The organism is Streptomyces odonnellii (genome assembly GCF_000981895.1).
GTDB lineage: Bacteria > Actinomycetota > Actinomycetes > Streptomycetales > Streptomycetaceae > Streptomyces > Streptomyces odonnellii.
Genome location: NZ_LATD01000024.1, coordinates 59,029 through 84,698, shown reverse-complemented (window position 1 = coordinate 84,698; position 25,670 = coordinate 59,029). Strand labels below are relative to the sequence as shown.

The window sequence follows — 25,670 nt, the reverse complement described above, 5'->3', positions numbered from 1 at the left end:
GGCCCCCTTACGTCAGCCGGGTACGAGGACGGCGGCGCCCTGGACACGGTCGGCCGCCAGGTCCGCGAGCGCCCGGTCGGCACGGCTCAGCGGGTACGGGGTGGTGGTGACCCGGATGCCGATGCGATCGGCCAGCGCCAGGAAGCCACGGCCGTCCTGACGGGTGTTGGAGGTGACGCTGCGCAGATTCCGCTCCTGGAAGAGATGGCGCTCGTAGTTCAGCCCCGGGATGTCGGTGAGGTGGATTCCGGCGATGGCGAGGGTGCCGGAGCGGTCCAGGGCCTCCATCGCCACCGGTACGAGATCGCCGACCGGGGCGAACAGGATCGCCGAGTCCAGCGGCTCGGGAGGCCGGTCGTAGGCGTCGGCGGCCGAGGCGGCGCCCAGTTCCAGGGCGAGTTCACGGGCCTGCGGCGACCGGGTCAGCACATGGACGGTGGCGCCCTCGGCGATGGCGACCTGGGCGGCGAGATGGGCGGAGGCGCCGAATCCGTACAGTCCGAGACGGCCTCCCTCGGGCAGCGCGCTGCGGCGCAGCGACCGGTAGCCGATGATCCCGGCGCAGAGGAGGGGCGCGAGGAGGGCGGGGTCCCGGGACACCGGCAGCCGGTAGGCGAAGGCCTCGGGGATCAGGGTCAGATCGGCGAAGCCGCCGTCGGCGTCCCAGCCGGTGTAGACGGACCAGGGGCAGAGGTTCTCGCGGCCCGAACGGCAGTAGCGGCAGGTCCCGCAGGTGCCTCGCAGCCAGGCACCGCCGACCCGGTCGCCGGTGCGGTACGAGGTGACGGCGTCGCCGACGGCGATCACCCGGCCGACGATCTCGTGGCCGGGGACGGTGGAGGGGTGGTGCGGGGCCAGGTCGCCCTCGGCGAGATGCAGGTCCGTACGGCACACACCGCAGGCCTCGATCCGTACGAGCAGGTCGCCCGGGCCGGGGACGGGTGTTCTGCGGCGGAGATGGACCAGCGGGCCTGTGGCGATCGGGCCTGGCGTCTCGACGGCCCAGGCACCAAGGGTGTCCGGGACGGGCGCGGTGCGGGCGGTGGACGCGGGAGAAGCCATATGTCCAGCGTGCGGCGGGTACGTGTACGAGGCAAACGGTCACCGCCGCTGCCGGGGCTCATACTCGGGCGGCCGAGGCGCTCACGCGGCCTGTGCGGGCAGCCGGCCGGACTTCACCGCGTCCGTCAGCACGCGGTGGTCGGCCTCGTTCAGATCGGCGTAGCTCTCCGCGAACGCGGCGAGCGCGCGGTCGAAGGTGTCACCGGAGCCGAGGTAGGCGGCGATGGCGATCCGGTCCCCGGAGCGGGCATGGGCGCGGGCGAGGGTGGCACCGCAGAGTCCGCCGAACACGCGCATCCCCCGGGGCAGCATGCCCTGCGGCTCGGCGATGCCCTTCCAGTCGTGCAACTGGCGCACATAGAAGTCCCTGCGCCGGTCGTCGAGCCCGTACACCCGGTCCCAGCCCAGGAAGATGTCGCCGACGGCCTGCATCAGGCGCTGTCCCGCGACCACGCGGTGTCCCTGGTTGTCGTAGGCGCTCGGGGCGACGTGCTCGGCGAGCACCGACCGGTCGGCCTCCTTGGCCTGGAGGATCAGCGGGTCCTCGTCGTCCTTGCCGAGCAGCAGCAGGATCCAGCAGCGCGTTCCGACGCTGCCCACGCCGACGACCTTGCGGGCCATGTCGGCCACGCGGTATCCGTGCAGGAGGTGTCTGCGGTCCGAGGACAGGCTCCGCCCGTACCGGTTGACGAGGTCGCGCAGCTCGCCCGCGAGGATGTCCCGTCCGGTGCCCGGGAGCATGTCGTCGAGCCGTACGACCAGCGGCGGATCGGGGGCGAACCTGCGCTCGCCGTCGACCAGGCAGGTGAGCTTCGCGAAGGCCTTGAGGTTGTCCCTGCCGCGGGCCTTGGTCATGGCCCTGGTGAACTGGCCGCGGCCCCGCTTGCCGAGCTGGGTGTCCGTCACCGCCCGCAGCTCCTCGGCGTCGCCGCGGGCGTACCAGACGTCGAGGTTGCCCATGCCGGCGTAGGTCCGCATGTGCGTGCGGTACGACCGTACGGCGGCGCCGACGATTCCCGCGCGGTCCCGCTCCGGGAAGCCGTTCTCCCGCCCGGCGATCACCAGGCTGGTGGCGAGGCGTTTGACGTCCCACTCCCAGGGGCCGGGAAGTGTTTCGTCGAAGTCGTTGATGTCGAAGACGAGGCGCCGCTCCGGGGAGGCGAGCAGCCGGAAGTTCAGCAGATGCGCGTCTCCGCAGAGCTGCGCGGTGAGGCCGGAGGAGGGGGTGGTGGCCAGGTCGCCGGCCATGATCGCGGCGGCGCCCCGGTAGAAGCGGAACGGTGACTCCGCCATCCGGCCGTAGCGGATGGGGACGAGTTCGGGGACGCGGGCGGCGGACTGCTCCTCGATGATCTTGAGGGGGTCGGGGCGGCCCATGTCCGGGGCGAATCCTGCGTGGCTGGACCGGGGCACCTGTTTACGGGCGGCCCTGCCGCGGTCGGCGCGTTCGCGGGGCGTGAGGTGGGGCCAGTGGTCGAGGTGGTCCCGGTGGTCCCTGCGTTCCCCGGGCGGAAGGTGCGATGCGTGGGCCGGGCTCTCGCTGGCGCGGTTCATGGCGTGCTCCTCCCATGCGCTCGCCGGACTCCCCCGGGTCCGCCGCCCTCCCATTCTCCCCGCGGGCCGGTACCGCCCGCATCTCCGCTCCGTGGCCCCGCGGGCGCCTAGGGTCTTTCGTTTGGATCTGGCTGGAGAGCCCAGCAAGATCCAAACGAGAGGCCCTAGGGCGTGTCTTCAAAGTAGCGTCGTCCGCCCGAAGGGCGGGGCCGACGGCGTCTGGTGCGTGCGATCGCAAGGCGGAGGGTCATCCTCGTACTGGACGTACTTGGATGATCCCGACAACGCGGCGAGCGTGCGTGCCAGGCGTCGTCGGGCAGACGGGACTTTGAAGACACGCCCTAGGGCCGCTTCAGATACGCGAGGCCGGGGTGGACGCTCGTGTAGCCCTCGACCAGGCGGTGTGCCACGGTCACCGAGTCCACCAGCGGGTGCAGCGCGAACGCCTTCGCGGCGGTGGCGCGGGAGCCGCTCCCGGCGGCGGCGAGGACCTCGCGTTCGACGGCCTTGACGGCGCACACCAGTCCGGTGGCGTGGCCGGGCAGGGGCGCGACGGAGAGCGGGTGGGCGCCGTTGGCGTCCACCAGGCAGGGCACCTCGATGACCGCATCCTCGTCGAGCACCCGCAGGGTGGTGCGGTTGCGGACATTGAGGATCAGCGTGGTGCGTTCGTCGCGGGCGATGGCACGCATCAGGGCGAGGGCGACCTTCTCGTAGCCGCCGGACTCCAGGTCGTCGGCGTCCCGTTCGCCGACGCCCGCCGCGTCCCGGTTCTCCGCCATGTACGTCGCTTCCCGTTCGGCGCGGGTACGGTCCCAGGCCGCCAGGGCGGGGGTGTCCGGCAGAGCCATCTCGTCGTAGAAGCGGGCCTGCTGGTCGCGGAGGAACGCGCCGCGGGTCTGCTCGGCCTCCTGGTAGGCGCGGACCGTCTCCCGGTTGAAGTAGTAGTAGTGCAGATACTCGTTGGGGATCGCGCCGAGGGACATGAGCCACTCGGGGCCGAAGAGCCTGCCCTCCTCGAAGGAGCCCAGGGCCTCGGGGTCCGCGAGCAGACGCGGGAGTTCGTCGCGTCCGTCGACCCGCAGTCCGCGCAGCCAGCCCAGGTGGTTGAGGCCCACATAGTCCGCCGAGGCCCGGTCCGGGTCGGCTCCGAGGATCCGGGCGACGCGGCGGGCGAGGCCCACGGGCGAGTCGCAGATGCCGATGACGCGGTCGCCGAGGTGGTGGGACATCGCCTCGGTGACCAGACCGGCCGGGTTGGTGAAGTTGATGACCCAGGCGTCGGGGGCGAGCCGGGCCACGCGCCGCGCGATGTCCACGGCGACGGGCACGGTCCGCAGTCCGTACGCGATGCCGCCCGCGCCGACCGTCTCCTGGCCCAGGACGCCCAGCTCCAGGGCGACCCGCTCGTCGGCCGCGCGCCCTTCGAGCCCTCCGACGCGGATCGCCGAGAAGACGAAGTCGGCGCCGCGCAGCGCCTCGTCGAGATCGGTGGTGGCCGTGACCTCGGGGGCGTCGGGGATGCCCGCGGCCTGTTCGGCCAGGACCCGGGCGACGGCCGAGAGCCGGGCGGGGTCGAGGTCGTGGAGGGTGACCCGGGTGACACGGCCCTCTCCACGGTCGGTGAGGAGCGCGCCGTACACCAGCGGCACCCGGAAGCCGCCGCCGCCGAGAATCGTCAACTGCACGCCGAGACCGCCTTCTTGACCGGCATCATGCCCCGTACCACCTTCGCTCCGGCCTCCCCCGCGGAGGCATGGTCGTCCATCCGTGCCGTCACTCGTCCGGCACAGCGTGCAACATTACGGGCCGGCGTCCCCGGTCTCCGCATCCGGCCCGGGGAGCGGCAGCCGTACCACGAAGGCCGTGCGTCCGGGACGGCTGGTCACCTCCACCGTGCCGCCGTGGGCGGCGACCACCGCGGCGACGATCGCAAGGCCAAGGCCGGTGCCCCCGGCGGTCCGCTGCCTCGCCTGGTCGGCGCGGCTGAACCGCTGGAAGACCTCCGACTGGAATTCCTCGGGGATGCCGGGTCCGGTGTCCGTCACGGTGAGTTCGGCGAAGGCCCCGGCGGCAGCGATACCCAGGGTCACGGTGGTGTCCGGCGGGGTGTGCGTACCCGCGTTGCCCAGGAGGTTCGCCACGACCTGGTAGAGGCGGTGATCGTCGCCCGTGACGGTCACCGGTTCCCGGGGCAGTTCCAGCAGCCAGCGGTGGTCCGGCGAGGCGGCGCGCGCGTCGCTGACGGCGTCAAGGGCGAGCCGGGTGAGGTCGACGGTGCCGCGCCCCAGCGGACGTCCCGCGTCGAGGCGGGCCAGCAGCAGGAGATCGTCGACCAGACCGCTCATCCGTTCGCTCTCGTAGTGGATGCGCTCCAGGGCGTGCAGGACGTCGTCGGGCACGGCCCCGGGATGGCGCAGGGCGAGTTCCGCGTGGGCGCGCACGGTGGCGACGGGCGTGCGCAGTTCGTGGCTGGCGTCGGCCGCGAAGTGGCGCAGCCGCTCCTCGCTGGCGTGGCGGCGGGAGAGGGCGTCGCCGACATGGCCGAGCATCCGGTTGAGCGCGGCACCGACCCTGCCGACCTCGGTACGGGTGTCGGTGTCCGGCACCGGGGGCGGCATGGCGACCTCGCCGCTGGCCAGGGGCAGCCGGGTCACCTCGGTGGCGGTCGCGGCTACCCGGCTGAGGGGCCGCAGGGACAGCCGTACCAGCAGCGCCCCCAGCACCCCGGTGATCAGCAGCGCGGCGGCGAAGACGGCCGTCTCCACGGCTTCCAGCCGGTGCACGGTGTCCATGACGCGGGCGAACGGCAGCCCGGTGAGGAGTGTGTCGCCCTCGTCGCCCCCCTCGGAGACCATGCGGTAGTCGCCGAGGGCGGAGAGATGGATGGTGTGGCCCTTGCCGTCGCGGGGCACGGCGGCGAGCGCGGCCCGGTCGGCGGGGGTGACCGGCACCGGCACATGCGTCTCGCCGTGCACCATGGACGCCTGGGTCACGACGCCGAACAGCAGCCGGGCGCCGAAGGTGCCCTCCGCCTGGCCCCGGGTGTCGGCGACATACTGCGCATCCGGGTGCGCCTCGTGCTCCAGGCTCTCCGCGAACCGGCCGTCGGCCGCGATCAGTTGGCGGTCCAGTTTGTTGAGCAGAAACCTTTCGAGCGCCGTGACGGTGATCAGCCCCACGGCGAGGCAGGCGAGGGCGAGCAGCGCCAGCAGCCCGATGGTCAGCCGGGCCTTGAGGGTGCGCGGCAGCGGCAGCCGGTCGAGCAGGGCGCGCGTCGCGCGGACCGCCCGGGCCGCGCGGCCCATGGTGCCCGGAGGACTCGTGGGTCCGACGGGGTCCACGCCGCTCACGCGTCCGGCTTCAGTACGTAACCGACCCCGCGCACCGTGTGGATCAGCGGGGTGCGGCCGGCGTCGATCTTCTTGCGCAGGTAGCTGATGTACAGCTCGACGACATGCGCCTGGCCGCCGAAGTCGTACGACCAGACCCGGTCCAGGATCTGGTCCTTGGACAGCACCCGGCGCGGGTTGCGCATCAGGAAGCGCAGCAGTTCGAACTCGGTACGGGACAGTTCCACCGGGACGCCCGCCCTGCTGACCTCGCGGGCGTCCTCGTCCATCACCAGATCCCCCACCTCCAGCCGGTCGCCGCCCGGCTCCCGGGCCATACCGGCCCTGCGCAGCAGTCCGCGCAGCCGGGCCAGCACCTCCTCCAGGCTGAAGGGCTTGGTCACATAGTCGTCGCCGCCTGCGGTGATGCCCCTGATCCGCTCCTCCACGGTGTCGCGGGCGGTCAGGAAGAGCACACAGACGTCCGGCAGGACGGCCCGCAGCTCACGCAGGACCCGCAGGCCGTTCATGTCGGGAAGCATCCAGTCGAGCACGACCGCGTCGGGGCGGAACGTACCGGCGATACGGACCGCCGAGGCGCCGTCACCCGCGCTCCGTACCTCCCACTGTTCGTAGCGGAGCGCCGCGCCGAGGACCTCGGTCAGGTCGGGCTCGTCGTCGACGACCAGGACCCGCACCGGAGTGCCGTCGGGCCTGCTCAGGGCGGGAGAGGCGGCGGAGCTCGCGTCATAGGCGTCACTGTGCATGGTGGTTCCAGCTTCCCTCGCCCCGATCACCGACACCGGCAGGCAGGCCCCCGCGTCACCGGCGTGGCGGCGCGCGGGGCCGGCTCCCGCGTCTTCAGAGGTTCCTCAGAGGTCGGCTTGCGACGGTGTGACTTACGCCACTAAACGGCACCATGCCTCGCCAAGAGAGGGAAACGCGGTGATCACCCAACAGGACCCGCAGAGCAAGCAGAGTCCTCATCCGGGTCTGCGCCACTTCGAGCACGCCATGGGGACGGTGTTCTCCTTCGACATCCATGACCCCGTCACCCAGCAGGTGGGGCGGGCGCTCACGGACGCGGTGCTCTGGCTGCACGAAGTGGACGCGGTCTTCTCCACGCACCGCGCCGACAGCACCATCAACCGGCTCGCGCACGGTGAGACGACCCTGGAGGAGTGTCCGGACATGGTGGCGGAGGTCCTCGCGCTCTGCGATGTGGCGACCCGGGACACGAACGGGTTCTTCACCGCCACCGCGTCCGGCCGGCTCGATCCGTCCGGTGTGGTCACGGGATGGGCGGTGGAACACGCCTCGCGGATGCTGTACGAGGCCGGGGCGCGCAATACGTACATCGACGCCGGAGGCGATCTCCAGCTCCGGGGCGAGACAGCGCCGGGCGTGGCCTGGCGGGTCGGTATCGCCCACCCGGTGTACCGGGATCAGCTCATCGCGGTGGTCCATGGCCAGGATCTGGCGGTGGCGACCTCGGGTTCGGCGGAGCGGAGCGGCCACATCATCGATCCGCGTACGGGCCTGCCGGCGTCGGAGCTGCTGTCGGCCACGGTGGCGGGCGCCCGGCTCGCCCAGGCGGACGCTTTCGCCACGGCCGCCTTCGCGATGGGCGATCTGGCGCGGTCGTGGATCGCGTCCCAGGACGGGTACGAGCTGCTGGCCGTCACGGCGGACGGCGAGACGTGGCGGAGCGCCGGGTTCCCCGCGTAGGAGTCCCGTTCCGGTTCCGCCGGAGTCCCGTTCCTCCGAAGTCCTGTACGCCGCGGAGTGTGCGAATGACTGCCCCCGCCCCGGAGTGTCCCCTCGGGGCGGGGGCCCTGTCGTACCGGTACCGCCTGTCGTACCGGTACCGTCCGGAAGCCGTCAGCAGACGGGCACGCCCGGCAACTGTGCGGCCGGGTGGTCGATGTAGATGTTGGAGATGTAGCCGCCCTGGTCACGGAGCTTGCTCCACCAGTTGTTGGTGTAGCCCTCGGCGGTGACGGTGCTGCCCTGCTTCTGGCAGAGCACCACGACATTGGTCGGTCCCGCGAGGACGGTGACGACCGGCGAGGTCAGATAGGCGTCGGCCCTGACCCTGATGTCCGTACCCCAGGTGCGGAAGTTGCTCCCGCCGCCCCCGCCGCAGCCGTTGTCACTGGTCAGGTACGACTGGTTGTACTGCGAGGGGTACGGCAGGCCCGCCCCGTTGATGACGATGTTCTGGCCCACGCCGTTCAGGAGCTGCTCGTAGTGGATGTGTGCCCCGGTGGAGTTGCCGGTGGAGCCGGTGACACCGATCTGCTGGCCCTGGGCGACGACGGCGCCGCTGGGCACCGAGTAGGACGCCAGGTGGAAGTAGTAGGTGGTCCAGCCGCCGCCGTGGTCGATGACGATGTAGTTTCCGGCGCCGCTGGGCTGGGACATCCGGGTCGCGGTGCCGGCGGCGGAGGCCAGGACCGGGGTTCCGGCGGTCGCGCCGCCGTCGGCGCGTACGAAGTCCAGGGCCCGGCGCACCTCGGCGGAGTGGTGGCTGAGGGTCCACCGCTGCCCGCACGGGTAGGGCGCCTTGAAGTTCGGGGCCGCGAGCGCGATGTCCGCGCCAGGCCCGGGACGCGCCTGGGCAGGGGCGGCGGTGAGGCCGACGAGTGCCAGGAGCACGGCGGCGAGGACGGTCAGCAGCCGTCGGGAACGCGTACGCATGGGGAGTGCTCCTTTTCCGTGGCGGTGTGCGGGGGCGCGCCGGTGCGCGGCGGTGTACGGACTGCTCGGCCGGGTCAGCACTGGGGGACGCCCGGCAGCCACTGCTCGGGGACATCGATGTAGATGTTGGTGATGTAGCCGCCGTAGTCCGGCAGATAGGACCAGGCGTCATTGGTGATGCCGTCGACCGTGATCCGCTGCCCGTGGACCTGGCACCTGACGTTGACCTGGGTGGGCCCGGCGAGCCGTGCCACCTCGGGGGACGCCGTCGTGGCCTGCTGCCTGATGCGTACGTCGGTGCCCCAGGTGGGGAAGGACTTGCCCGTCTGCGGGCCGGTCCAGAGGTAGGTGACGGTCACCCATCCGTTGTCCCGCAGGCCGACATTGGCGAAGGTGCCGTCGGCCAGGTCGATGCCGGCCGGGTTGAGCACCCGCCGTCCCGAGCCGTCGAGTCCGCCGTTGTAGCCGTTCTCGTACGCGGCCTGCGCCTCGGGCTTGCCCTGCGGCAGGTCCTTGAAGCTCTCCCGTACCGAGGAGGGGTTCCAGTAGTCGTCCCGGGTGTTCCACGGGCCGACGTCCCAGACGGGCGCGGTCTCGCAGCGGGCGGGGCCGCAGACCTGCACGGAGTACTGGCCGCTGCCGTTGGGCGAGAGGCCGCGGCGCGAGGGCAGCGCCACGAAGTGGTCGTTCGGCTGGATGACATGGCCGTTGGCGGTGGTCCTGCCGACGAGCCCCTCGCGGGTGGCGAAGACCCGGGCGCTGAACGCGGCGGCGGCGCGGGGCGTACGCGGCTCGGGGCCCCGGTCGGCGGTCAGCCGCAGGCCACGGACCCGTATCAGTCCTTCGGTGTCCCAGAGGGTGATCCGGGCCTGGACAGCGGTGACGGTACGGGGCAGGGTCACCGCGGCCCCGTCGGCGGCGGTTTCGCGCCACTCGGTCCAGGAGCCGTCCTCGGCACGCCCACGGACGTCGACGGCCACGCGCGCTCCGGAGGGGACGTCGGCGGAGAGCCGCGCCTCGACCCGGTTGACGGGGCTGTCGAGCGTCCTGGGCGCGAGCACCTGCGAGCCGTATCCCGCGTCGCCGCCTTCGGCTGCGGGGCGGAAGCCGCGCTGCTCCACGCGGAGCGCGCCGTGCGTGTAGCGGACGTTGACATCGTCGGCGTCGACGCGGGAGAGACCCGCGTTCCAGGTGACGGGGGCGGGCGTGGCGTCGGACGCTACGCGCGTGGATTTTTGGGTGTCGGCGGCCCCGGCCGGTGGCGCGGTCACCGCCAGCCCCAGACAGACGAGTGCGGACAGGGCTCCGGTCAGTGAACGGTGGAGCTGACGTCTCTGGCGCATCGGATACCTCTCGCGTTCCGGGCCGGGCGAACGCCCTCCCGGTGACGCACGCAGGGGGTTCCCGTGGCGCACGCGTGGGGGGCGGCCGGCGCAGGGCGTGGTGAACGGGCCGCGCCGGGATGGCACGGCCCGGCACACCGTAGCGATCCCGCCATGTCCACGACAAGAGATGCCAGGGTTCTTCACGTCCGGACGGATCCGTTCGGCGGGCCGACGGCCGGTGGCCGACCGGGGCCCGGCCGCCGTTCGGCCGAGGTCCGACGAACAGCGGTGCCGGCAGGGCCGGTTCGGGGCTCCGGCGGCTCTCCGGGCGGGACCGGCGCCACCCATTGGCCGTCCCCTGCTCGCGGACACCGGGCACGGCACGCATGGTCGACCTGTGTCCCTACCAGTGGAACCGGGCCGGGAGGCGGTGCCCGGCGCGCTGCCGCGAAGCGAGCCGTCGCGGGTCGCGCTCGCCCTCGCCGTCGCGCCGTTCACCCTCGCGCTGGTCCTCGGGCTGTGGGGGATCCGGCGCCGGGGCACGCTCTGGGCGGACGAGGCGGTCACGTACGAGATGGCGCACCGCGACGTTCCGCAGATCCTGCGGACGCTGGGGCACGCCGACGCCGTGCACGGTCTCTACTACCTGCTGATGCACGGGGTGTTCGCGCTCCGGGACGGCGGGGAGGCGGTCCTGCGGCTGCCGTCCGTCGTCGCGGTGGCCGTGGCCGCCGTGGCGGTCACCCTGCTCGGGCGGAATCTCGCCGGGCCCCGCGCCGGCGTGCTGGCCGGTCTGGTCTTTCCGCTGATCCCGGCGGTGCAGCGGTATGCGCAGGAGGGGCGTTCGTACGCGCTGGTGTGCATACTGATCGCCTGGGCGACCTGTCTGCTCCCGGCCGCGTCGGCCCGGCCGGGAAAGCTCCGCTGGACCGCGTACGCCGCCCTTCTGCTGACCGCCTGTCTGCTCCATGAGCTGGCGGTCCTGACCTTGCTGGCGCACGGGGCGGCGGTGTTCCGGTCCGGGCTGCCGCACGCGGTGATCCGCGGCTGGGGCATCGCCGCGGGGAGTGTGATCGCCGGGGTGCTTCCGCTCGCGGCCTTCAGTGCCACGCAGTCCGGACAGGTCGACTGGATCGGCTTTCCCGACCCCTGGCAGACGGCGCAGTGGGTGATCGCGGCGCTGGTGGGGCTGCTGTGCGCGCGGGTTCTGGGGCCCGCGGGGTCCGCGGGCGCGGGGCGGTCCTCCGGTGCGGTGCGGTCCAATGGGATGCGGTCCGATGCGGTGCTGTCCGATGCGGTGCTGTCCGATGCGGGGCAGCGGGGGGCGGTCGCGCTGCGGACGCTCGCGCTCTCCCTGCTGGTCCTGCCGACCGCGCTGCTCATCCTGCTGATCCCCGTGCGGCCGCTGTATGTGGACCGCTATGTGCTCTCGTACACCATCGGCCTCGCCCTGCTCGTCGGCGCTGCGCTCGACCGGATCTGGCGCGAGGCCGACCGCCCCCGGGCGCTGCGCGTGTCGGTGACCGTGGCGGCAGCGGGGGCGGCGCTGGCCGCGCTGTTCCCGGTGGGCGCGTATCTGCGGACTCCGCAGAGCCGCCTGAACGACGCCGTCGCGGTGGCACGGGCGGTACGGGAGGCGGGGCGGCCCGGGGACGGTCTGCTCTTCATGCCGGCCCGGCGGCGGGTGTGGACGCTGGCGCGGCCCGAGGAGTTCCGGGGGCTGTCGGATCTCGCGCTGGAGCGTTCCCCGGTCGCCTCGGACACCTTGCACGGTACGGAGTTCACCCCCGGCCGGATCAGGGCCCGCGTCCTGGCCGCCCGGCGGATCGTCGCCGTGCACGATCTGCCCGGGCAGCCGCTGGAGGAGGCCGAGGGGGAGGTCGTCAAGCGCGAGACACTGCGGGACCACTTCGAGGAGTGTGCGGGCCGTACGGTGACGGAGGCCCGGATCACGGTGTACGCGCGACCCGGCACCTGTTGACCCAACTGGGGCCCGTGGCACGGCACTCGTACCGTACGGGCAAAACCGCAAGCGTCTGCCCGCGGGCCGTTCACGGACTATCCTCATTTTCTGACTGGCAGTGAAGATCGGGGGGCTTGTCGGCGTGCGTTTCATTTTCGTCCATGGAACCGGTGTGCGCCGCAAGCGCTACGACCAGTTGTCCACGCTGATCACCACGGCACTCGCCAAACGCTTCCCGGACGCCTCGTTCGTCCCCTGCTACTGGGGCGGCACGCATGGCGCCGCTCTCGGCGCCGGAGGCAGGTCCATCCCCGGAGTCGACGGAACGCGCGCGGCCGACGGTGGTCCAGTGGCTGGGCCACTGGACCAGGAGGCGGCCGAGTGGCTGCTCCTGCTGACCGATCCGCTGTGCGAACTGCGGGTGCTCGCCGAGCTTCCGGAGGACGAGGACAGCGGTCTCGGGATGCCGGGTGTGCGGAGCGCCGGGGAGATGGTCGCCGGACTGCTGACGGCGCTCTCGACCGAACTGCCCTCCACCGGACTCCTCTCCGCCCAGCTGCCCCCGACCGAATCGGCCGCTCCCGAATCGGCTGCTGCCGAACTCCCGTCCTCCGACGAGCCCGGCACGGCACCACGGTGGACCACCTGCAGAGCTGCACATCACCAACTCGCCATCCGGAAACCTCGCCCTGGCCGTCCCGGCACCGACCGCGCCCTCCGGCCCCGTATAACCGCCGGAGGTCCCCGCACACGGAGCTGCCCCCGCCGTCCCGGTACGCGCACAACGTCCCGCACATGGAATGGAACACCGAGGTCGACCGCTGGGTGACGCCTTCGAGGGCGAGGGGGAGGACGAGGGCTCGGAGGAGGAGTGACCTCCCGAGCACCTCGGTACGGGGTGGCGGCGGCCGGGGGCAGGAAAACACCCGGTCGCCGGGCGGTGCCACGAACCGCTGGACACTGCCCGGCTCAGGGCCGAACTGGGCGCGCCCCACCGTGACTTGCGGACGGTACGAAAACACTAGCGAAAACACCGGGCACGGACCTTCGGTGTCATCGGACCTGGATCCGGTGTCATGCCGTATCAGCAGCGTTTTCCGTCCGCGATGCCGTTGAGCCACCGGGGATGTCCGCATTTCGCCTTGACCCGGCGACAACGACAGTGGGCCGCGTGTTGACCGACCCAACACGACACGCCCTAGGCTGCTGTACAGCGGTCACCGACGGGTCAAGTGGTGACCCGGAACGAAAGGGCGACACCATGACATCCGTATCCGGCGTGCCGGGCAGCATCGAGACGACCACAGCTCTCCTCCTGGGCGAACTCCCCAAGCTGGAAGCACAACAGCGGACACTTCAGACGGAACTGGCGACCGTCACCGAACGCCTGGACTCGGTGCGTGCCGCGCTGAGCGCCTTGCAGGCGTTGTCACTCGCTCCCCAGGTGACGGAAGGTGCCGCGTCCGAGGCGGCCGAGGCCGTGACACCGGCGGAGAGCGACACCCCGGCCGCGGAGCCCGCGGAGCCGTCGGCCGAGGCGCCCGACGGGGAGGCGGACTCGGAAGCCGGTACGGACACCGACGGTACGGACACCGAGGAAGCACCTGTGCGGCCGAGAATTCCACGGGCCCGTGCGGGACGGAAGGCGGCGGAGGACGCCGCGCCCGAGGACGCGCCGAAGGAGCGGAAGCGGCGCACGGCGAAGAAGGCGGTCGCGGACACCGGTACGGCGGACCAGCCCGCCGGGGGTCTGACCGAGCAGATCCTCACGGTCCTGGCCGACGCGGGCGACACCCCGGTCCGGGCCCGTGATGTGGCGCAGGTGCTGGGCCGGGACGACAGTCCGGGCAGTATCAACGCCGTACGGAGCACCCTCGACCGTCTTGTCGGCTCGTCGCGGGCCCATCGCGCCGGCCGCGGTCTCTACCAGGCCGTCCAGGACTGACCGTGGACCCGTCCGGGGCCGCCCGGCCCCGGAGGCCGCGGTTACCGTCCGTCCGGATTCTGCTGTCACCGGCCGGAATACCGGGCAATGTACGGGAAAGGCCGGTCGTGCGCCGTGTCAGGGAAACATATCTGCGTGCATCGCACACCGGATCACGGTTCCCGGCTCACGGAACCGGCCCGTCGGCGCCCTATCAGAAATCGCCGGTCGAATCGGGCAGTAAAACCACACGGCCAGGTGAGTAAAACCACACGGCGGTCAATTTGTTCGAATTCATAACCGGAAACCCGGCGTTCGGAGCGCAATTGCGGTGGGCTCCATGATCGCGCGAACAGGCAACGAGTGGCCAAAAACGGGCAGGCGTACGGATAGGTCTGCGCCAATAAGCCCGCGATCCCGCCCGCCGGGTCCCGCGAAAACGCGGAAGCCCGCACAGAGCAGCGGTGCCCCGGTGGGGGTCCACAGTTCTGTGCGGGCGGAGCCTTTCGCGCCGGGCCAGTCCCTACGGTCCGGCGGACCGGCCATATCACTTGATGAAGTCCTCGACAACCTTGGGCGGCCAGGTACCGACGTTGAGAACGCCCATCGAGTACGCGCGGGAGACCAGGGCGGCCCGGTTGGGAACCCTCAGCTTCCGGAGCAGACCGGTGACGTGGTATTCGACACCCTGCCGGCTGAGATAGAGCCGTGAGGCCAGCGGAATGGTCGACAGACCCGCCGCTATGCCTTCGAGGATCCGGGCGTCGATCTCGGTGAGGATCTTCTTCTGGCTGGTCAGCACACCCGCGTCGGCCGAGTCCTGCGACGAGCGCATCAGCACCAGGATCGCGGCCACGTCGGGGCTCTCCCCGCTTACGGCCGCGGCCGTCAGGGTGCCTGCGAACGCGGAGTCCTCCGGGCCCAGGGCCACCACATGTGAGGCGAACCGCTGCCGTTTGCCTTCGACCAGCCGGGAGAACTGTCTCATCAGCGGCTGCTGCACACTGGGGTGGACCAGCTCACGGAAGCTGCGTCCGCACAGGTCGGACGAGGAGTCGCCGAACCGGCGGAAGAACTCCTGGTTCGCCTGCTGGATGGTCAGAGCCGGGTCGAGCGAGGCCATACAGAGCCCCGGCTGGTCGAACTGCTGGGCGCCTCCGTGCCCGTCCTGGTCGGGTAGTTCGCTGGGGTGGAGCTGCGCCGAGTCTGCAAGTGCAGCAATCGCCACGAGACCGCCATCCTTTCGGGTCCCCCGGTTCTCTGGAAATTGACAGTGACGCTATGCGTCGAATAAAGCGGCATCCGGCCTACGCGTACTGATTGACCGGTTATCGATTTACCGAATTGAGACTAGATAACTTCGCACTCGCCCGTCAACAAGCTCCCCTGCTCATCGTGCTAAAGCTGTGGTCGAACGCGGGGGAGGTTCGGTCCGCAATGACGGCGACGCGGGACGGGAAAATCCCGGCATGCCGGGCGGGGCCGACAGGGCGTGCATCCCTCAAATGAGCCTCCTTTGAGGTTCTCCTGAGGTTTGCCCGGCGCGGGCGGCCCGAACCAGCGGGCGCAGTCGTCGCAGAGGTCACACTGTCCGTAGCACGCCGTTAACACAAATGTGTTCGCACGCTACGCCGGGAGCGCATCCGCCAGCTCATGCCGTCCCGAGATGCCAAGTTTCCGATAGGAATTCGTAAGATGTTTCTCGACCGCCCGTGAACTCACACCCAGTTCACCCGCAATTTCCTGATTGGTGAGGCCGCGGCCGACGAGGGAGACGACCCGCCGCTCACTGCGGGTGAGCACGGCGGTCCTGGGCGGCGGAGGGGGCGTGCCGAGGCCGTGCTCGGCCTGCTCGACCAGCCAGGGGGCGCCGGAGGCCGCGGCGAGGGCGCCCGCCTCGCGCAGCGCGGACTCCGCTTCCGGGCCGCTGCCGAGCCTGCGGCCCAACAGCACCAGGGTTCTGGCGAGTTCGAGGCTGTGCGTGGAGCCGCGCAGTACGCCGACGGCCTCGCGCAGCAGCGGGACACCCTCGCTGCCGTGGAGCCAGCCCTTGAGGCGCAGGGCGCGGCCGAGTCCGGTGGGCGCTCCCCAGGCCGCGGTCCAGGTGTGCTCCTCCTCGGCCAGTCGCAGCGCGGAGGCCGAGTCGCCGAGCCGGTGGTGGAGGCCGATCGCCTGGGGGCGCCAGGGGAAGAGCGCCGAGTTCCGCCAGCCCGAGGTCTCCAGCCGCCGGCCACAGGCCAGCACGCTCTCCAGAGCCTTGGCCCGGTGGCCGCGCTGGGCGTCCACGGACGCCTGGAGGATCTGGAGAGCCGCGGTCAGGGCGAGGCCCGCGGGCCTGCGGTCGTGGGCCCGGTCCAGGATCCGTTCGCTGAACGCCGGGTCGCGCAGTTCGAGTGCGACCGCGCTGAGGACGAGGATGGCGGGCTCACGCCATTCGGCGCCGTCCAGTCCCAGGGCGCGCTCGGCGTATTCGCGCGCCTGCGCGGGCCTGCCCTGTATGGCCAGGGCCATCGCCCGTTCGGCGAAGAGGAGTACGCCGTCGGCGCCGGTGGTGTTCTGGCGGCGGGTCTGCTGCTCGCTGGACAGCCAGGAGGTGACGCCCCGAATCGATTCAGCGGCGAAGAGGGTGATCACGACCAGTGGCAGTCCGGTGTACGCGCCGGCGGAGGTGGCGGGTTCGCGCTCCAGGACGCGGTTGGCCGTACGGGCCGCCCAGACGGCGGTGAGGCGGCCGGTGAGGGTGCCCGCGCAGAGCAGCGTGCCGACGAGTTCGCGTTCGGCGGCCGAGCCGAGGGGCGGCTCGTCGCCCATGTCCCTCAGTCGTTCGGCCGCCGAGGCCAGTTCGCCGGGATTCTCGTGGCCGTGGTGCCGCAGCCGGGCCTCCAGCCGCAGGGCCAGTTCGCGGGTCGGTTCGTCCAGGGACGCGGGCGCGCCGAGTTCGGCGGCTGCCGCGCGCAGCAGAGCGTCGGTCGCCGGGGGCACGGCGCCCAGCAGGGTCGGCGGGATCCGCAGTGCGGCGGCGGCCCGGTCCCTGGGGGTGGCCAGCAGCGGCACCGCCTGGACGATATGGCGTTCGCAGGCGCCGGGGTCGAATCCCCGCTCCACGGTGGCCAGATCGATCAGCAGCCGGGCCCGGCCCGCGTCCTGGGTGCGGTGGGCGAGCAGCGCGCGGCGCAGATAGCGGGCCGCGGTCTCGGGCGCGCCCCGGCGCACCGCGGTGTCGGCCGCGGACCGCAGCATCGGCACCGTCCAGGGGCGTCCCGGGCCGGTGGCCGCCATGAGATGGGCGGCGACCTGTTCGGCCGGACGGCCGCTGCGGTAGAGCAGGTCGGCCGCGGCGGCGTGCGAACGCTCGCGTTCGGCCGGGGTCATGGAGGATTCGACGGCGTCCCTCACGACGCGGTGGGTGAAGCGCGGCTCGCGCCCGCCGGTGAGCAGTCCGGTCTCGTGGAGCGCGCGGCGCGCGGCGCCGAAGCCGGTCTCGTCGAGTCCGGCGAGCTGGGCGACGAGAGCGGGGTCGGCGTGGTCGCCGAAGGCCGCGATCGCCGCGGCGAGTTTCCGTACGGCCGGTGCCTGGGTACGCAGATGGCTGGCCAGCCGCTCCCGCAGCTCCGCGGGCCGCAGGGCGCGCACTTGGCCGGAGTGGTCCGCGGTCGGTGTCAGCCCCCGGGCCACCGTGCCCCGTAACACCGACATCAGGAACAGCGGGTTGCCACCGGAGGCTTCGTGGCAGGCGCGCGCGTACTCCTCGTGCGCCGGGCGGCCGTGGCGTGCGCGGACGAGGGTTCTGGTGGCGTCGAGGGACAGCGGTTCGGGACGCAGTACGCGGGTGGCGGCGTGGGCGATCTCGCGGACGAGGGGGTGGCGGGTCCTGGGCTCTCCGTCGCGGAGTGCGCAGACGAGGACGGCGCGCAGGCCGTGCAGCCGTTTGACGAGGTGGGCGAGCCAGCGCAACGAGGGCGTGTCTACCCATTGCAGATCGTCGACGAGGATGAGCAGCCGGGCGTTCTCGCCGAGCCCGGCCGTCAGCGACCGGGGACCGTGCAGGATCACCTCGGACGTGGCGGGCCCGCCGTCACCACGACCGGAGCCGTCGCCGCCGCCGTCGGTATTTCCCTCACCGACGCCCTGACCGATGCCCTCGCCGAAGTCGTCGACGGAGCCGTCGGCGGTGAACATCCCGCTGACGCAGGCGGCTTCCCGCGCCCAGTGCGTACCGTCGCCGTCCGGGGCACCCGCGGCCGCGCTGTCGAAGAGCTGCCGCACCACCCCGAACGCGAAGTCCTCCTCCATCGGCGCCGCGTTGGCGCGCAGTACCCGTACGTCCTCGCCCTCGCACAGGGCGGGCAGCCGCCGCAGCAGCGCGGACCGCCCGATACCGAGCGGTCCCGACAGCAGTATCGACGCCGACGTGCCCTCGCGGGCGGCTCTCAGGGCGGCGCTCACACGCGCGAGTTCGGTCTCCCGCTCAAGAAGCATCCGCCGGCCGTCCTTCCATGGTCGTCACCAACTCGCACAGTTCCTCACGGCCGGTGATACGCAGCTTGCGGTACGTATTGCTCAGCCGCAGCTCCACCGTGCGTCTGCTCACCGACAGCAGTTCGGCGATCTCCCGGTTGCCGTGCCCGCGCCCGGCGAGGGTCGCCGTGCGCTGCTCGGCGGGCGTGAGGGTCGTCCAGCCCCGGGGCGGCGCTGGCTGCGACGGCCGTACCGGCTTCTCCAGCCGCTCGACGAAATGGCGCAGCGACATGGCGAGTCGGCTCGACGGGTGGGCGGCGGTGAAGGCCGACAGTTCGGCGGCGGTACGGGCGGCGGCCTGCCGGTCGCCCTCGTCCAGTTCGGCGCCGGCGAGCCGGGCGAGCGCCCAGAGATGGGCCAGCCGGGCCGGTGAGTCCCGCAGCAGGAGGGCCGCCGAGCGGGCCCCGGCCACCGGCCTGCCGCCCGTGCCCGTCAGCGGCCCGGCCCACAGCTCGGCCAGGCCGAGCGCGCTCGCCGTACCCCAGCGGCGGGCCGCCGCCAGCTCCGAGAAGCTCAGCCTGGTCGCCTCCTCGCGGTCGCCGAGGAACTGGCAGGCCTCGGCGGCCGACGCGCGCCAGGGCAGCAGCGCGGGGTTGTGCCACCCCCGGCGCAGCAGCAGCCGGCCGCTCTCCTTGGACAGTTCCAGGACCTCGGTCCAGCGTTCGTCCGCGGCGGCCAGCCGCGCCCTGGCGAGCAGCAGCCCGGACCACGCCACACCGTCCTCGGCCCCGGCGGGCAGCGGCAGTTCGGCCAGCGACCTCGCCCGTTCGTGGTGCCCCGACTCCAGGGCGATGACGATCCGCAGCGACACCAGCTCGGGTGCGACCAGCGGGTGACGGCTCGCCGTCGGCAGTGCGCGTTCGGCGGCCTCGGCGTCCCGGGCGGCCGCGTCGAGCCGGCCGGCGTTCAGATGCAGTCCTGCCCGTACGGTGAGCACCCGGGCGGTCGCGGCCCGGAGGTGGTCACGCCGGGCGGCGGTGAGCAGGGCGTCCAGTTCGATACCCGCCTCCGCCCAGTCGTCGGTGAGGATCAGCGCCTTGCAGGCGGCCAGCCGGGGCAGGACCGGCACGGCCCCGGGTCCGCTGCGGGCGACGGCCGCGCGGGCCAACTCCCGTACGGTCTCCGGGTCTTCGCCTCTCGCGGCGAGCCACCAGGCCCGTACCGCCGCCTGGGCGGGCCGTACGGGACGGTCCCGGAGCGCGGGCACCTCGGGCACCATCGGCTCGGACTCGTCCCTGGCTTCGTCGGCCAGCCAGAACAGCGCGATCAGGTCCTCCCGTTCGTCGTCGCCGACGTCGTGCAGGGCCGCTGCCACCTCTCGGCGCACTCCGTCGCTGTTGCCGCGGGCGAGGGCGAGATCGGCGGCGCGGGCGGTCAGTCCGGCGGGGAGTCCGCCCCCTCTGACGAGTTCGCCGAGTCTGCGGTCCGCGGCGTCGGGTACGGAGACGGCTTCGACGGCGGCGAGTTCCAGGGTCAGCCGGGCGCGCTCGTCCGGCTCCAGCGGTTCGCGCAGCGCCCGGGCCAGACAGGCCGCGGCGTGCTCGGGGTGGTCCGCGCGCAGGGCGGCGGCGAAGCCCCGGCGCAGTGCGGGGACGACCCAGGGCAGTCCCAGCGGCGGGGACATGAGCAGGACGCGGGTGAGGTCCTCGTCCTTGACGGACGCGCGGTGGGCCAGTTCGGCGGCGCGGGAGCGCAGAGAGGCACGTTCACCGGGCGGCATGTCCTCCAGCAGCCGGGCCTTCACCACCGGGCAGAGCAGGACCTTCATGCCCACGGAGCTGACAAGGCCGGTGGACTCCAGCGTCGCGCGAAGGTCCCGGCCGGAGTCGGGCTCCAGCCCGGCCAGGGTGGGGACGAGCGAGAAGGGCAGCAGATCGCCGCAGACGGCGAGGACGCCGAGGAACGTGGTCAGTTCGGCGGGCAGCCCGCTCAGGGTACGGGCGATGAGGTCGCCCGCGACCGCGCCGGTGATGCTCCTCAGCTCGGCCAGCCGTGCCGCGACCGGTTCATGGCCATGGCTGCTGAACCGCCTCAGCACTTCGTACAGCACGGCCGGATTGCCCGCGGTGCCGATGCGGGCGGCGCGGGTGAAGCGCGGATCGCCGGAGGTGCCGCAGACCAGCTTGACCGCCGCGGCGACACCGCCCTCGCTGAGGCCGCGGACGACGAGGTTCTTGGCGGGAACACGGGCCGGGGGGAGGTTGTGCAGCCAGTCGTGGCCCCGGGCGGCGAGGCCGCTGCCGCTCGCCATCAGTACGAGAGGGGTGTCCGGGGTCAGCCGCCGGACAAGCGTCTCAAGCCAGTTGAGGGACGCGCGGTCGAGCCACTGTGTGTCCTCGACGACCACCAGCGTCGGTACGGTACGCGCGGCGCTCAGGAGGCCGTCGAGTCCTGGGGCCGGCCGGAGGCCCGCCGACGTGTGCCCGCCCGGCGGCGTCTCCGGGCCCGGTGGAGTCGGTCCGCCGGACGGGGACTCCGGGCCCGGTGGAGCACAGCCGTTCTCCGGGGTCCGTCCGCCCGGTGGGGCGTCCGCCTCCGGCGGAGCCGCTTCGTCCCCCGGAGCCGGTCCGTCCGGCGCCGCGAGGCCCTCCGTCGGGGCCGATCCGTACAGCGCTGTCATGAGCTGGAGGATCGCTCCGTACGACAACTCCCGCTCCGCCGGGGTGGCTTGTGCGCGCAGCACCCGCAGCCCGGTCTCGTGGGCGAGCCGGGCGGCCCAGCCCAGCAGGGCGTTCTGCCCGTGGCCCGGTTTGCCGCCGAGGGTCACGACCGACCCGTGTCCGCCGCACAGCCCGACGAGCACCGACTGGAGCGTCTTCTGCTCGGACCGCCGTTCGAGCAGGGGGAGTTCTTCGCTGTGGTCGCCCGGAGCGCGCGTCCACTCGGTGGACCGCGTGCTCAGGCATTCGTCGTTCCGGCCAGTCCCTCGCACCGCCTCGCTCCGATCGCTTCAGCGTCGCCAGCGTGATTCGAGTACCCAACCGGGCGGTTGTCCATCGGGGATGTCCGGAGTGTGCAGCACCGCGCCCAGTTCGGTCCGGCGGCTGACGCCCAGCTTCCGGTAGACGCTCGTGAGATGCGTCTCGATGGTTCTCACGGTCACGAAGAGGGATTCCGCGATGGAGCGGTTGCTCTCCCCCGCGGCGGCGAGGCCGGCCACTCTGCGCTCCATTCCGGTCAGCATGTCCAGCGGCGAGGCACTCATCTTCCGCATCCTGCCGCCTGCCGTGACCAGCAGTTTGCGGGAGGCCCCTGCGAGAGCGAGCGCGCCGCAGCGCTGGGCGAGGTCGGTGGCGGCGCGCAGCCGCTCACGGGCGCCGCGCTGGTCGCCGGTCTTCAGCAGGGCCCGGCCGAGCAGGTATTCGGCGTCGGCGTGCGTGGACCGGGCGGGCGATTCCGCCAGGAGCCGTACCGATTCGGTGAGCAGTTCGACGCCCGCCCCGCCGGGGGTGACCATTCCCCGGGAGAGGGCGGCGAGGCCGAGCGCGCGGGGGGTGCCCCAGCGCTCGGCCAGTTCGCTTCCGTACTCGACGATCTCCCGCGCCTCGTCGGCGCGGTTCATCTTCACGAGCAGCCGGACGGCCTCCGCCCACCAGGGCAGGAACGACGGGTTGGTGAACCGGGACTTCTCCAGCGAGTCGCCGCATTCGAGGAACAGCGCCAGCGCCGCCTCGCGGTCGCCGAGTGCCCGGCGGGCCCGGGCACGGGCCATCAGATACCAGTGGTACTGGAGCACGAACCGGTCCAGGTCCGGCCGTTTGATGCCGAGCAGCAGTTCCTCGGCGCGCCGGGGTTCGCCGCGGTCGACGAGGACGGTGGCGAGCGCGGCCTGCGGCATCACTGCGCCGTCGCCCCACCGCTCCTCGCCGATGATCTCGATGGCCGTCTGCGCGTCGGCCAGCGCGTCGGGAATGGCACCCGCGCTGTGCAGGATGAACGTACGGGCGGAGAGCCCGAGCACATAGGTCCAGACGGCGGCGGTCGCCCGGCTGTGCTGGAGCAGTCCGTCCAGCGCGTCCAGTGCCTCGCCCACCTCGTCGGCGAGACTGAGCGCGAACGACGAGGAGATCAGCGACCAGCTCTCCAGCCCGGTGCCCGGGAAGGACAGCGCGCGCCGGGCCTGTTCGGCCGTCCGCCCGGCGCACCGGCCCTCCATCGCGTTCAGTACGGACATCATGGCGAGCATCTGCCGCTGGGCGGGGGTGTCACCGGGCGGTTCGGGCAGCCGCGCGGCCCGCTCCCGGGCCGCGGAGACGGTGGACTTCTCGTCGGTCCCGATGATCAGCAGGACCGATTCGACCAGGGTGTGCAGCTCGCGATCGGCGGGATCGGGCTCCGGTCCGAGACCGGCCTCCAGCGCCTCCAGGACCTCCTCCAGCACCCGGGCCCCGGCCGGCGACTGCTGTACGGCGAGGCAGGTCATCCCGTACCGCACGGCGACCGCCGCTCTCGTACGGATGTCGCCGACCCGGTCGAGCGCCTCCTCCAGCAGCCGGAGGGCCTCGGCCGGGTTGATCTCCGCGAGCGAGGTGGCCATCTGGACACGGACGGGCACGCTGTGCGGCTCGACTTCGAGCACCCGGTACAGATAGCGCACCGCGGCTTCCGGCGCGCCCCGGCTCTCGGCCTGGGCGGCGGCCTCGCGGAGCACGCCCGGCATCCAGGGCTGGCTCACCGCGGGCAGCAGCATGAGCTGGCCCGCGACGTCCTCGGCGGGCCGGCCGGCGTCGCTCAGCAGCAGGGCCGCTCTGGTCCGCAGCTCGGCCGCCGCTTCGGCGCCCGCGGGTCCGAGGACGGCGCAGCGGACCATGTCGTGCACCAGATCGGGCCGGTCGGGCGCCATCAGCTCGGCGCGCCGCAGGACGAGCACCGCGTCGGCCACGAGCGAGGGCGGCACCTCTGCCAGGGTGGCGATCAGCTCCGGGGACTCCTCGCCGAGGACGGCGATGGCTCTGGCGACCTCGCGGACCCACGGCGGCTGCCGGTCGAGCAGCGCGCCGACGGACAGGCTGACCACCTGGCCGCCCACCTCGGCGAGTCTGCGCGCGCCCTTCTCGTCGGGCTGGACGCCTTCGGCGCGCAGTTCGGTCAGCAGCCGGCTGAGGGTGAAGGGGTTGCCGCCGGAGACCGTGGCGGCCCGCTCGACGAAGCACGGTTCGACCGGTCCCGGGAAGACCCGGCGGGCCATCTCGGCGACCTCCCGCGTGGCCAGCGGCGCCAGCCGGAGCAGGGTGGGGCCGCGCTGGGCGACGATGTCGGCGAGGGCCACGGGTGCGACGGGCTCGGCCTCGCCGCGCTGCGCGAGGACGACGAGCAGGGGCAGGCCCTCGGCGCGGCGGAGCAGGAAGTCGACCCAGCAGAGCGAACGTTCGTCGCACCACTGGACGTCGTCGAGCACGAGAACGAGCGGGCGGTCCGCCATCAGGTTCGCCACGAGCCAGTAGAGCCCGTGCAGGACGGGGTAGACACCGGGGCCGCCGGGTGTCCCCTCGTCGGCCGGTCCCGAGGTGAGCGCGGGCAGCGCGCGCCGGGCGAGCCCGCGCAGCAGGGGGGAGTTCCTGGCGTCCTCGCCGCTGAGGCCGAGGGAGCCGAACAGCTCGCGCACCCCGCCGTATCCGGCGCCTCCGACGACCTGGCGGCACGATCCGTACAGCACGGCCATGTTCCGGCAGGCGTCGCTCTTCAGGAACGCCCGGAGCAGACTGGTCTTGCCGATGCCGGCCGGCCCCGACAGGTGCACCAGTCCCGCGCGCCGGGCGCGCGCCGCCTCGGCATGGCGGGCCAGCACCCGCAGCTCCTCGGCGCGGCCGAGCAGAGCGCTGGACAAACCCCTGAGATCGGCCTGGTCCAGCATCAAGGTCTCCTCGCAGCTCGGGGGACACAACAGACGCGATGACTCGTCGATGACATCCCGCACAACAGGAACAACAATCGACCGGACGCGAGGGTACGTGATCTCAGGATCCCGTTTGCCCCTTGAGCCTCCGGAGCCCCGGCGCCGGTGGCTCCGGGCGCGCTGAGCAGGTCATCGACCGATCGATGCCTGGGGACTACCCCGCGCGGACTGGATCACTCACCACCGTCTCCCAGACGCCAGAAGTCGTTCAGGAGACGACAGCACACCTTTCGGTGAACACCGTCGCTTTCGGGGCAGGACACCGCGCCGGAAGAGCAACTCCCTTCCGGTGTGCGGGATTCCGGCGCGCCCTGCGCTGTGGTCCGGTGTCTGTCTGTCGTGTCCCCTGGTCTCCGGTGTCGGGTGTCGGGTGTCCTGAGTCCCGGTGGGCGGTGGATGTCGGTTGGTGGGGGGGAGGAGGAGTTGTGGTTCCCGGGGCCCGGTCAGCCGGAGGACGAGAGGTGCTGGCGCAGCAGCGCGATCACAGCGGGCGCCTGGCTGCCCAGGAAGAAGTGCCCGCCGGGGAACACCTTCAGGTCAAACGCCCCTGTGGTGTGCCCGCGCCAGTCCTCGGCCTCGTCCAGCGTGGTCTTCGGGTCGCTGTCGCCGGTGAGCGCGGAGATGGGGGCGCGGACGGCCGTACCGGGCTCGCACCGGTAGGTCTCGATGGCCCGGTAGTCGCTGCGGATCGCCGGCAGGATCATGCGCAGGATCTCCTCGTCACCGAGGAGTGCCGTGTTCGTACCGGAGAGCAGCTTCAGCTCCGCGACGATCCCGTCGTCGCTGCGCCGGTGCACATTCTCGTCGCGGAAGCGCGACGGCGCGCGCCGCCCCGAGGCGAAGAGGTGCGACAGCTCACCACCGTCGGCCTCGAACCGCCGCGCGACCTCGAAGGCGATCGTGGCGCCCATGCTGTGCCCGAAGAAGGTGGTCGGCCGGGCGTGGAACTGCTCGCGCAGCGCCGCGTAGACCTGGTCGGCCATGGTGTTGAGGTCGTCGGGGCTGGTCTCCTTGCGCCGGTCCTGCCGCCCCGGGTACTGCACCGAGAACACCTCGGCCACGGACGACAGTTGAGCGGAGACCGGGAAGTAGAAAGACGCCGAGCCACCCGCGTGGGGGAAACAGAAGAGCTGTCTGGGGCTCTCGGGTGCCGGATGAAAGCACCGTGCCCACAGGCTCTCCTCCGTGGACGTCGTCATCGTGTCGCATCCTCCTAGACCTGGGCAGGCGATCCGGACCGGCCGGCGGTCCCTGCCATCGACGTTCGGACTCGTACGGCAGCGTGGCCGGGCATGCGCACTCCGGCCGACGGCCACCACGCTCCCGTGCGCGGCCACCCCATTCCACTAGGGCGGACAGTGGGTGATTCCCTAGTCTCTTCGCGTTCCACAGTGCC

At 72.3% G+C, this 25,670-nt stretch carries 16 protein-coding genes; 4 read left to right on the top strand and 12 right to left on the bottom strand.

Annotated elements, in window-relative coordinates:
• Positions 1-12: 12 nt before the first annotated feature.
• From WH07_RS03625 to WH07_RS03605, 5 genes are all read right to left on the bottom strand, one after another.
• Positions 13-1,062 carry a zinc-binding alcohol dehydrogenase family protein gene (locus tag WH07_RS03625; protein ID WP_046495184.1) on the bottom strand — a complete coding sequence of 350 codons (1,050 nt, stop codon included), beginning with the start codon at positions 1,060-1,062 and terminating at the stop codon, positions 13-15.
• A gap of 81 nt (positions 1,063-1,143) precedes the next feature.
• The gene (locus tag WH07_RS03620; protein ID WP_046495182.1) at positions 1,144-2,616 is read right to left on the bottom strand and encodes a DUF2252 domain-containing protein; all 1,473 of its coding nucleotides are present in this window, start codon (positions 2,614-2,616) and stop codon (positions 1,144-1,146) included.
• 341 nt (positions 2,617-2,957) lie between these two features.
• Positions 2,958-4,304 (bottom strand): 6-phospho-beta-glucosidase, encoded by a 1,347-nt coding sequence (locus WH07_RS03615; protein ID WP_046495180.1) that lies wholly within the window; start codon positions 4,302-4,304, stop codon positions 2,958-2,960.
• 114 nt (positions 4,305-4,418) lie between these two features.
• Positions 4,419-5,924, bottom strand: coding sequence for a sensor histidine kinase (locus WH07_RS03610; RefSeq protein ID WP_046495178.1), 1,506 nt, complete (start codon positions 5,922-5,924; stop codon positions 4,419-4,421).
• Positions 5,925-5,965: 41 nt separating this feature from the next.
• Complete coding sequence (locus tag WH07_RS03605) at positions 5,966-6,715, bottom strand: response regulator transcription factor (protein ID WP_046495176.1); 750 nt, start codon at positions 6,713-6,715, stop codon at positions 5,966-5,968.
• Positions 6,716-6,893: 178 nt separating this feature from the next.
• Between WH07_RS03605 and WH07_RS03600 the strand changes: the two genes are divergently transcribed.
• Entirely contained in the window at positions 6,894-7,676 is a 783-nt protein-coding gene (locus tag WH07_RS03600; RefSeq protein ID WP_332836339.1) for an FAD:protein FMN transferase, read from the top strand.
• Positions 7,677-7,829: 153 nt separating this feature from the next.
• On the opposite strand, the gene WH07_RS03595 is transcribed toward WH07_RS03600, so the two are convergent.
• The gene (locus tag WH07_RS03595) at positions 7,830-8,648 is read right to left on the bottom strand and encodes a M23 family metallopeptidase (RefSeq protein ID WP_046495174.1); all 819 of its coding nucleotides are present in this window, start codon (positions 8,646-8,648) and stop codon (positions 7,830-7,832) included.
• 74 nt (positions 8,649-8,722) lie between these two features.
• Entirely contained in the window at positions 8,723-9,991 is a 1,269-nt protein-coding gene (locus WH07_RS03590) for a hypothetical protein (RefSeq protein WP_046495172.1), read from the bottom strand.
• 379 nt (positions 9,992-10,370) lie between these two features.
• Here WH07_RS03590 and WH07_RS03585 point away from each other — a divergent pair, with 379 nt between their 5' ends.
• The 3 genes from WH07_RS03585 (at position 10,371) to WH07_RS03575 (ending at position 13,881) form a co-directional block, all read left to right on the top strand.
• Entirely contained in the window at positions 10,371-11,954 is a 1,584-nt protein-coding gene (locus WH07_RS03585) for a glycosyltransferase family 39 protein (protein ID WP_232788700.1), read from the top strand.
• A gap of 124 nt (positions 11,955-12,078) precedes the next feature.
• Positions 12,079-12,765 (top strand): hypothetical protein, encoded by a 687-nt coding sequence (locus WH07_RS03580; RefSeq protein ID WP_157877183.1) that lies wholly within the window; start codon positions 12,079-12,081, stop codon positions 12,763-12,765.
• Positions 12,766-13,197: 432 nt separating this feature from the next.
• Positions 13,198-13,881, top strand: coding sequence for a hypothetical protein (locus WH07_RS03575; RefSeq protein WP_046495167.1), 684 nt, complete (start codon positions 13,198-13,200; stop codon positions 13,879-13,881).
• Positions 13,882-14,407: 526 nt separating this feature from the next.
• On the opposite strand, the gene WH07_RS03570 is transcribed toward WH07_RS03575, so the two are convergent.
• From WH07_RS03570 to WH07_RS03550, 5 genes are all read right to left on the bottom strand, one after another.
• The gene (locus tag WH07_RS03570) at positions 14,408-15,082 is read right to left on the bottom strand and encodes a helix-turn-helix transcriptional regulator (protein ID WP_408645795.1); all 675 of its coding nucleotides are present in this window, start codon (positions 15,080-15,082) and stop codon (positions 14,408-14,410) included.
• A gap of 404 nt (positions 15,083-15,486) precedes the next feature.
• On the bottom strand, positions 15,487-18,339 hold the full coding sequence (locus WH07_RS03565) for an ATP-binding protein (protein WP_046495163.1): 2,853 nt from the start codon (positions 18,337-18,339) through the stop codon (positions 15,487-15,489).
• Positions 18,329-21,310, bottom strand: a complete 2,982-nt coding sequence (locus WH07_RS03560) for an AAA family ATPase (protein ID WP_052744224.1) — start codon at positions 21,308-21,310, stop codon at positions 18,329-18,331. The genes WH07_RS03565 and WH07_RS03560 overlap by 11 nt, the downstream gene beginning before the upstream one ends.
• Positions 21,311-21,328: 18 nt before the next feature.
• On the bottom strand, positions 21,329-24,232 hold the full coding sequence (locus WH07_RS03555; RefSeq protein ID WP_046495161.1) for a helix-turn-helix transcriptional regulator: 2,904 nt from the start codon (positions 24,230-24,232) through the stop codon (positions 21,329-21,331).
• Positions 24,233-24,717: 485 nt separating this feature from the next.
• A complete protein-coding gene (locus WH07_RS03550) occupies positions 24,718-25,473 on the bottom strand; it encodes a thioesterase II family protein (protein ID WP_046495159.1) in 756 nt (251 codons plus the stop codon).
• Positions 25,474-25,670: the final 197 nt, after the last annotated feature.

Excerpts from the sequence above, each read along its gene's own strand:
- WH07_RS03605 (WP_046495176.1), bottom strand. The coding sequence starts at position 6,715 with ATGCACAGTGACGCCTATGACGCGAGCTCCGCCGCCTCTCCCGCCCTG.
- WH07_RS03565 (WP_046495163.1), bottom strand. The coding sequence starts at position 18,339 with ATGCTTCTTGAGCGGGAGACCGAACTCGCGCGTGTGAGCGCCGCCCTG.
- WH07_RS03590 (WP_046495172.1), bottom strand. The coding sequence starts at position 9,991 with ATGCGCCAGAGACGTCAGCTCCACCGTTCACTGACCGGAGCCCTGTCC.
- WH07_RS03625 (WP_046495184.1), bottom strand. The coding sequence starts at position 1,062 with ATGGCTTCTCCCGCGTCCACCGCCCGCACCGCGCCCGTCCCGGACACC.
- WH07_RS03555 (WP_046495161.1), bottom strand. The coding sequence starts at position 24,232 with ATGCTGGACCAGGCCGATCTCAGGGGTTTGTCCAGCGCTCTGCTCGGC.
- WH07_RS03550 (WP_046495159.1), bottom strand. The coding sequence starts at position 25,473 with ATGACGACGTCCACGGAGGAGAGCCTGTGGGCACGGTGCTTTCATCCG.
- WH07_RS03610 (WP_046495178.1), bottom strand. The coding sequence starts at position 5,924 with ATGGGCCGCGCGGCCCGGGCGGTCCGCGCGACGCGCGCCCTGCTCGAC.
- WH07_RS03595 (WP_046495174.1), bottom strand. The coding sequence starts at position 8,648 with ATGCGTACGCGTTCCCGACGGCTGCTGACCGTCCTCGCCGCCGTGCTC.
- WH07_RS03575 (WP_046495167.1), top strand. The coding sequence starts at position 13,198 with ATGACATCCGTATCCGGCGTGCCGGGCAGCATCGAGACGACCACAGCT.
- WH07_RS03620 (WP_046495182.1), bottom strand. The coding sequence starts at position 2,616 with ATGAACCGCGCCAGCGAGAGCCCGGCCCACGCATCGCACCTTCCGCCC.